The sequence below is a fragment of the Anabaena sp. AL93 genome (assembly GCF_001672085.1).
GTDB classification, from domain to species: domain Bacteria; phylum Cyanobacteriota; class Cyanobacteriia; order Cyanobacteriales; family Nostocaceae; genus Dolichospermum; species Dolichospermum heterosporum.
In genome coordinates this window covers 26,559-35,389 of the sequence record NZ_LJOU01000068.1, presented here as the reverse complement: position 1 = coordinate 35,389, position 8,831 = coordinate 26,559, and the positions used below count along the sequence as shown (strand labels likewise).

The 8,831-nt window shown below is 38.8% G+C and carries 7 protein-coding genes; 2 read left to right on the top strand and 5 right to left on the bottom strand.

The genetic code is table 11. The features are described 5' to 3' along the window. Positions 1 to 195: 195 nt before the first annotated feature. Positions 196 to 1,089 carry a M23 family metallopeptidase gene (locus AN486_RS17665; RefSeq protein ID WP_053539656.1) on the top strand — a complete coding sequence of 298 codons (894 nt, stop codon included), beginning with the start codon at positions 196 to 198 and terminating at the stop codon, positions 1,087 to 1,089. A 708-nt stretch (positions 1,090 to 1,797) separates the two neighbouring features. On the opposite strand, the gene AN486_RS17660 is transcribed toward AN486_RS17665, so the two are convergent. From AN486_RS17660 to AN486_RS17640, 5 genes are all read right to left on the bottom strand, one after another. Further along, on the bottom strand, positions 1,798 to 3,078 hold the full coding sequence (locus AN486_RS17660; protein WP_053539657.1) for a VWA domain-containing protein: 1,281 nt from the start codon (positions 3,076 to 3,078) through the stop codon (positions 1,798 to 1,800). Continuing rightward, entirely contained in the window at positions 3,075 to 4,331 is a 1,257-nt protein-coding gene (locus tag AN486_RS17655; protein WP_168635290.1) for a VWA domain-containing protein, read from the bottom strand. The genes AN486_RS17660 and AN486_RS17655 overlap by 4 nt, the downstream gene beginning before the upstream one ends. 330 nt (positions 4,332 to 4,661) lie before the next feature. Further along, positions 4,662 to 5,123 (bottom strand): DUF29 domain-containing protein, encoded by a 462-nt coding sequence (locus AN486_RS17650; RefSeq protein WP_168635289.1) that lies wholly within the window; start codon positions 5,121 to 5,123, stop codon positions 4,662 to 4,664. Positions 5,124 to 5,258: 135 nt separating this feature from the next. Beyond that, positions 5,259 to 6,089: a DUF4351 domain-containing protein gene (locus tag AN486_RS17645; RefSeq protein WP_290601848.1), complete on the bottom strand. Its 831-nt coding sequence runs from the start codon at positions 6,087 to 6,089 to the stop codon at positions 5,259 to 5,261. Between the two features lie 130 nt (positions 6,090 to 6,219). Then, on the bottom strand, positions 6,220 to 6,525 hold the full coding sequence (locus AN486_RS17640) for a DUF29 domain-containing protein (RefSeq protein ID WP_233455392.1): 306 nt from the start codon (positions 6,523 to 6,525) through the stop codon (positions 6,220 to 6,222). A gap of 253 nt (positions 6,526 to 6,778) precedes the next feature. Here AN486_RS17640 and AN486_RS17635 point away from each other — a divergent pair, with 253 nt between their 5' ends. Further along, positions 6,779 to 8,827, top strand: a complete 2,049-nt coding sequence (locus AN486_RS17635) for a pentapeptide repeat-containing protein (RefSeq protein ID WP_290601846.1) — start codon at positions 6,779 to 6,781, stop codon at positions 8,825 to 8,827. Positions 8,828 to 8,831: the final 4 nt, after the last annotated feature.

The window sequence follows — 8,831 nt, the reverse complement described above, 5'->3', positions numbered from 1 at the left end:
GGGAGGTAGGGGGGGAGGGAAGAACAGAAGTTTTTTTCCATTACCCGTCAAAATAAATTTGACGAACTACTAGTTCTTAGATTTCATCATGGATTTACTCAAAATAGGTAGTAAAAAGATAGAGGAAAAACTTTATCCTATCTTTAACAATTCCCCACTAAGATCTGAAAATTAGCGGTTTCTGGACTTCTTTACATGAAATTTTCCTATTGTTCACTATGTTTTTTGAGCTTATTTAGCACTTTAGGTTTATTATCCACCTTATTACAATTACAAAGTGCTAATGCTAGTCCAGGGAGTTGTCCTGTTCCCGTCTTAGCTCGTATCCAACGTCATCAAGTTAATCGCGGTGAAACTTTAGCAAGTATAGCTAATCGCTATAATCTATCACCAGAAACCATTATGGGAATCAATCCATCTGTTAAGAATGGGGTGGTAAGTCCAGGTACAGAATTGCAAATTCTTCCTTTTAATGGCATTGTTGTGGAAGTTCCTCGTAATCAAAGCTGGCGACAAATCGCATCTAAATATAAAGTTCGCCCAGATACAGTCTTTGAAATCAATGGTTGTCAGAAAACCCCTAAATTTGTTTTTTTACCAATACTTCCAGGGGTAACTAATACTACTGCCCCTACTCCTGCTGCTGGGGTAATTGCTACGGCACCTAGTACCCCCGCTGAAAACATTACTGGTTATCCCTTGCCAAGTGTTACAGAGGTTGGATTAGCTTATGGTTGGCAATATCACCCGGTAACAGGAGACGTTTTCTTTCATAGTGGCCTAGATTTGTTAGCGCCAGTAAATACTCCTGTGGCAGCGATCGCTTCAGGAATCGTCGTCTTTGCCAAGGAACAAGGTAGTTACGGCAAATTAGTCATTATTAACCACGCAGGTGGCTCACAGAGCCGTTACGCCCAACTTGACAGCATCAAGGTCACGCTCGGTCAAACGGTCAACAAAGGCGATATTTTAGGATCAGTGGGAACTACAGGACAACCAACCTCTACTCAACCCCATCTTCATTTTGAAATGCGTTCTAACGGTTATTTAGGTTGGGAAGCAAAAAATCCCAAGGAGTTTTTAAAGTGAGGAGTCAAGCCATAGTTCAGAGCTAATAACTCAAGTCCCTTTTAACGGATTATAAACGAAAAAAAAGGTTTGGTGCTATGACCAAACCTCCATAATTGCTGTGCTTAACAACGTACTCAATTAATTTAGTGCTACTCTAGTCACATATCATCTTCCTATGGAATGTGTACAGATTGCTCTAATTGTGATAGATCAAGACAAAAATATATATTGGCGTTGCAAATATTAGTCTATATGAAATTATACAAATTAATTTAAATATAAAAAAGGCTTGGGTGTTAGCCAAGCCTTTATATATACCAGGTGTTTACCATATATAGATACTTTAAACCTTAAATTACTCCTATTCATCTTCCTATCAGGTGTGTACAAATTCAATAAAATCTGATATGGCAGATGTTTATAAGTAGGGGTTGCTGAAAAAGTTATCTGTGAGGGCTAGTAGTCTGTCAACCCGAAAATGACGGGTGAAGGGGAGTAGGGGGGGTAGGGGGGGTAGGGGAGGTGGGGGAGGTGGGGGAGGTAGAGGGGGAGGGAAGAACAGAAGTTTTTTTCCATTACCCGTCAAAATAAATTTGACGAACTACTAGAAGTATGGATAACGCCACGCTGCGCTATCAGCAAACCCTACTTAATGGTTTTTGAGCGATCGCTGGCTCGAAAATTGCCGAAAATTTGATCAGGTAGGCCAAAAGACCTACCCTACAGCTATTCTTTCAAAATAGTCTTGGATGCCATTCTTGTCTTCTTGCGATCGCTCTCCGATAACTCTTCACCGGCTTGTAAGCGAGTTGCTGAAACTTGTAGCACGGTGGCTGCACAGGTATCGCCAATTTGTAAGGCGGTATTAGCAGCAGTTTGTAACATTGTGGCAGCACCTAGGCGATCGCCTAGTTCTAATTTTGCCTCAGCTAATTGAGTTTGCCGATATTTAGCCAAAAGCAGAATCGAGTTTAGCACCTGGGAATTGAGAGCAGGTTCATAACTCTTGGTAAAATTGGCATATATTGGCACTAAGGGAGAAAGTAAACCCTCTTTATTCAAGGATGGGTCATCATAGCGAATTTGAATATGACCAATGACTTGTTTCCCTTCTGGTAATTGTCCCAGATAAATATTCGCTAAAACAACCCTTTCGCTATCCTTCATCAAGTCCCCTAACCGCAGTATTAAAGTCCCATTAGCATCGGTTTCCACTGGTAATTCAATGGTATCTGGCGCAACTTGGGCAACGGGTTTGAGTTCCGCCAGACGGACAACAGGGACTAAAGATAGGAGTAAATGGGCATTTGTTAATCCCACCGACTGTACCCGCCGAAATAGCCGCGCAAATTGAGTTACAGCTTGCTCTGGGTTCTCGATATAAGCTAGAGTCCCACCCCCTGCATCAGCAATCTTTTCCAATAAATCTGGATTCCAGTCATCACCAAAACCCAGGGTGTTAATTGTCAGGTTGAGTTTGGCGGCTTTTTTGGCAAGTTGCAAACAACGTTTATTGTCATTTGGTCCAATTTGCCATTTCCAAATCTGTAACCCGTTATCCCCATGACCATCTGTGAGGAGGAAGGCTTGGGAAACCGCCCCTTTTGTGCCTTTGAGTAGTTCTGTAATCCCCAAGGATAAACCTTCGGCGATGACAGTCCCGCCAGCAGCCTTTAGCTTGGCTCTTAACTGGGTTTTGATGCTTTCAATATCTTGGATGATTTGGTTGGGGATAATGACTCCAGATGTGCCAGCAAAACCGATGATGGAAATCCTGTCACCAACTTTTAATTGATCCAATAATTGCTCAACTGCTTGAATGACGATATTCATGGGTTCACCGGACATAGAACCACTTTGATCGAGAATCAAGCAGAGATTCAAGGGTAAACTTTGTTCAAATTCAGCAGGAATAGCGGAAATAGAAATTGAGAGTTGACGTTGATTGCTTTGTTGGGCAGCATCAACGTTGGTATCATTTAGAGCCGATGTTAGTTGAACTTTCATTGAGGGGAAGCATCTTGCAAAACAGTTTTTGAGACAATTCTGGTTTTTTTGCGATCGCTTTCTGATAACTGTTCCCCAGCTTGTAAGCGGGTGGCGGAAACTTGCAATACCGTTGCAGCACTAGCATCTCCCATTTGCAGCGCAGTTTTTGCCGCAGTTTGTAACATCGTTGCTGCACCAGCCCGATCACCCTGCTGTAATTTCGTTTCGGCTAACTGGGTTTGGCGATATTTGGCTAAAGCTAAAACCGACCGTTGTACCTGGGGATTTGGTGCTGGTTGGTATTCCCTGGTGACATGAGCATAAATTGGTAGATTGGGGGAGTATAGCCCGATTTGGTTATGGGCGGGGTCATCGTAGCGGACTTGAACATTAGCGATCGCCTGTTTACCTTCTGGCAACTGTCCCACATAAATATTAACTAAAACTACCCGTTCCCCGTCTTTCATTAAATCGCCCAATCTCACCACCAAGCGCCCATCGCTTTCGGGTTGTACTGGTAACTCAATGGTATCTGGGGAAACTTGGGCAATGGGTTTGAGTTCTGCTAACCGCACATTAGGCATTAAGGATAATAATAGTTGAGCGTTAGTCAACCCCACTGTTTGCATTCGACTAAACAACCGCCCAAATTCCGATACAGCCTGATCTGGGTGTTGAATATAAGACAATGTACCCATGCCAGCATCAGCGATTTTTTCTAAAACTTTATCATTCCAATTGTCACCAAATCCCAATGTATTTAGAGTTAAATTATAGCTGGCGGCTAATTGGGCAAATTTCAAACAGCGATCGTTATCACCATGTTCATTTTCTCCATCAGTCAGTAAAAATGCTTGGGAAACTGTATCATGTTTACCCTTGGCTAACTCTTCAATTCCTAAGCGTAAACCCTCATCAATAGCAGTTCCCCCATCAGCTTTGAGTTGCATTATCTGTTTTTTAATATGTTGGCGATCTGTAATTAACTGATTGGGGACTAAAACCTTGGCACGGTGGTCAAAAACAACTACACTGAGACGATCTTCAGGAGTCAAACGATCTACTAATAAACAAGCGGCATTTTTCACAGTTTCCAGGGATTTTCCTTGCATTGAACCGCTATGATCGAGAATTAAGCATAAGTTCAATGGCACAGTCCGATCTATAGTTTCACCACTGGCAGAAACGGATATTGCTAATTGACGTTGAGTGCTGGTTTGATTTGCATCTATACCTGCATCATTAAGCGCTAGTTGTAAATTAATCTTCATAATTTCATTTCCTATCTAGTTTAGACAGATACAATTTTATAGATAACTTCAAACCGCATCCTCCATACTACGGAAAATAAGTTAATTTAGAGGCTGAGAGGATGTTTGAAAAGTATCAAAATTTATTTAGATCCCCCCAACCCCCTTAAAAAAGGGGGCTAAATTTCTTAAAGTCCCCCTTATTAAGGGGGATTTAGGGGGATCTACAGGTGTTATATACCACACAAAAAAGTTTTCAAACACCCTCTGAGAATCACTGGAATAAAAGCCTTAACTTTCCCTAAAACAGAGACTGAAATATGAACAAATAAACATGAAAATTGATATAATTTAATTATTCAAAAAGTAATTTTTCAGGGTTTCTGCTAAAGTAAAAGGAGATTCTTTAGGAAAGAAGTTTAATTTAATTCCTGTTTCTTCAGATGCTTTTAAACGAGCTTTTTCATAACAATCTGCAAATATTTCTATAAATAGAGGTTGCAAACTAGGACTATCTTCTAATAATAATTCAATACAAATACGTTGCTCTGTAATCGTACTGCGCCAGCTTTCACTACGTTTTTCGGGTTGATATTGCCATTTTAGTAAGTGCATTAATAGCACAATTAAACGGCTCTTTAACTCCCGTTTTTCACTTTTTCCCATGCTTTCAATTTCTTCTATCAGATTTGCTAAATCAATTTCTGCAAATTTCCCTGCTTTTAATTGTTTAGATATTGTTTCTATCCACAGATAAAAATCTTGGTCGTAAAGATTATAATTGGTAATGACTGTTGGTTGATGTGTTGTCATAATGATTTCTAACCTCCTGCAATAATCTTATCAGTAAATCATTCTATTGTTTCTCTTTCTTCATAATTCACCTTGATGCTAAAAATATCATTCCCCGGCAGAACCAGGGAACGAGGATAATAATGGTTTTTGTTGTTAGGAAATATTCGCCATATATTTAACTAAATCATCTATTTGCGAAAAATCTAATAATTCTTCGGCTAAATCTTCCAGTTGAGTTAATCCCAAATTAGGAAGTTGCTGTTCTATTCTGGCTGGAATATTCCCAAAGCGGCGTTTTAACTGACGGAGAATCAATTCTAGTGCTTCTCTTCTTTTGCCTTTTTGCTCACCTTTTTGCAGAATATCCTGATAAACCCAAGATTCTTCCATAATGTCCTCCTGAAACAGTTGATTAAGTAGATTTCTATTAAATCTTAACCCGGCTAAAAGCTGTGTACAAACGGAAATATTATCTCGTGCTTTCTTGGATTCAATTGTATTTACAGCAGCAGCAACTTGGGTTAAAAGATTTTCGGGTGAGTCGCTTTTTGCTAAAGTTGCTAATGGTAATAGTGCGGGGTTAGCCAGTAGTGACGCTGCTTCCTCTTCCCACATCCGTATAACTCTATATTTGTGGATAGTGTTTGTGTCTACATATTGACTATTAAACACCATTTCGGAAGTTGTGGCTTGCAGAAAAATCACGACTTGCTGAATTTCACACCAATATTGACGTTTTAAGCGAGTGTAGTAGTCAAGCATCCGAAAATCAAGAGGTGTTTTCGATTTCGGTGTAGTTTGGAACTCTAAATGTAAGATTTTATTACCGACTTTGAGGAAAATCACCGCGTCAGCGCGTATGGGTTCAAGATGAAGTTCGGTTTTCAAGATTTCCACCTCTGATACTTCACCAGCTAGTAACCATCTGGCAAAATCTTGAGGATAGGTTTCCGCTAGGTACTTACAAGTGTTATCGTAAGACAAGTTATTTTTTTCCTTGAATCTGGTAATTGTTATTTACCAGATTCTTACATATATACCGATAAACCACCTAACGCAAAAATCTCTCAAACCCTTATTCCTCTGTGTCCTCTGCGCCTCCGTGGTTCGTTAATCAGGATAATTTATTTCTTGGAAGTCCCTCTAAATCTTTTCTAACTCGAAAGCGATGTTCAGTAACAGAACTATACCAACTTCCTTTCATCATTTCGGGAGCATCAGCTTGAACGGTTAACTTGAGTAAGTGAGCAATTAAGATGGTTAAATTACTCAAAAATGAGCGTTTTTCTGATTTTCCTATATCTTCTAATTCTAAAAGCAAATGTTCCCAATCAATATCATTAAAATTTTGTTGTTTGATTTTTTTAATGATAGTTTCTCGCCAAACATTAAAATCTCGTTCATAGAGTTGATTGTTCATAATCCTCCTGCAAAAGTTAACTCTTATTTTAATTTAGTTAGGACTTACGCACAAGTTACGGAATAAACGAACCACAGAGGCACAGAGAACACAGAGAAATAAGAGTTTGATAGGTTTTTTGCGTAAGTCCTATTAGTTTAAAAATATTTACCCGGATTATAAAAAGCCAAATTTAATAAAATTTAACCAAAACTGGGAATAATACTCACAAATAAGTATAAAATCTAATAGACAATCTCTTGCTGACGCGATTATGCCGAAAGACTACTCCGGTCAAAATCTCCGAGGATGCTCTTTTAAAGGTCAAAACCTGACAGGTGCTAATTTTAGCAAAGCTGATATTAGAGGAGCAAATTTTACCAATGCTATCCTTAAAGGTGCTGACTTTACTGGTGCTAAAGCTGGACTAAAGAAGCGTTGGGTAATTGTTTTGCTCATAGTGACATTTATACTGTCAGTGATATCGAGTTTGTTTTCCACAGTTATTGGTGTATTGTTATGGTATGCTTTGAACTATAAAGATGGAAGTATTATTTCTGGTATAGTCGCACTAATTACGTTAGTTATTTTGTGTATTATTACTGTCCGTAAAGGTTTATTGGCAGGGTTAGGAATGGTCGCCATCGCCTTTGCCATCTTCTCCGTTTCAGCCGTTACTTTTTCCTCATCCGTACAAGGAATTACAATTGGCTCACTTGTTGCTTTCACTGGTGTTATTACTTCATCTGTAACCTTCACCTTTTTCTTCTCATTCGCTTTCACTATTGTCTTTGCTGTTGCTTTGACTATTTTCTTTGCCTTTGGCTTTGCTATTACCTTCAAAATTTTCTTACATTCTGCTGTTGCTGTTGTTTTCCCCGTCGCTGTAGTTTTTATATTTTTTAGCGTTTACATTTGCTGGCGTAGTTTTAAAGGGGATGAAAAAGATGCTTGGATTCGTTCATTTGCCATTGCTTTTGCTGCTACAGGTGGTACAAGTTTTCGTGGTGCAGATTTAACTGATACTGATTTTACTGGTGCAACCTTGAAAAATACAGATTTCAGAACAGCAAACCTAACGCGCACTCGTTTTTATGAAGCCAAAAAACTTGATTTTGCTAGACCAGGTAAGACTATATTGAGTAACCCTGCTGTTCTCAATTTGCTCGTTACTCTCAATGGTAGAAATAAATCTTACAGTGGCGCTAACCTCAGAGGTGCAAACCTAGTATGTGCAGACTTGAAAGAAGCTAATTTAAAAAATGCTGATATTATTGAAGCCACTTTTCAAGGTGCTGTTTTAGAATGGGCAAATCTGACTCTTACTCAAGCGGTTGGTACTAATTTCACCAAAGCTCAAATGACAGGTGCTTGTGTGGAAGCTTGGAATATTGAAAGTACAACTATATTAGATGATGTAGATTGTCGCTTTGTCTATCTTTTAGAATATCCCCAACCAGGAACAGACAACCGTGAACGCCGTCCTAGTAGTGGAGAATTTCAACCAGGAGAATTTACAAAATTATTTGAAGAGGTTTTAAATACTGTTGATTTAATTTTCCAAAATGGTATTGACTGGAAAGCTTTTGTTGCAGCTTTCAAAAAAGTGCAAGTTGAAAATGGAGATACAGAATTAGCTATCCAGAGTATTGAAAATAAAGGTGATGGGGTAGTTGTTGTTAAAGTTGCTGTTCCTGATAATGCTGATAAAGAAAAGATTCACAGCGATTTTACTCAAAATTATCAATTAGCATTAGCAGCAGTAGAAGAAAAATATAAAGCAGAATTACAAGCTAAAGATAATGAAATAGTTATTTATCGCCAACAAAGTGCAGAGATGACAGAAATTGTTAAACTATTAGCTAAGAAACCTATCAATGTTCAAGTTGACAACAAAGTGGAGAATAAAAACATGACTAACGATTCTAGCCGTAAAGTTGAAATTGGCAGTATCGGCGGAGATTTTAACGCCAGTGGACAAGCTTTGAATTTAGGTGAAATCAGTGGTACAGTCACAAATACGATTAATGAATTACCCTCTGCACCCGAACCCGATAAACCAGGAATTAAGGAATTATTGACACAATTAAAAGCAGCAATTGAAGCTGATACTGATTTAAAACCTAAAGACAAAGAAAAGGCACTAAAACAAGTCAAAGCTTTAGCAGAAGCCGCCCAAAATCCTCAAGAAAAACAGGATTTAGCAGACACAGCAATCACAATGTTAAAAGGAACAATTGCTAATTTACCAACTGCGGCAAAATTAGTTGAAGAATGTGGTAAGTTATTACCGCTAATTGCTGGTTTTTTAGGTTTAGGTTAGAAAC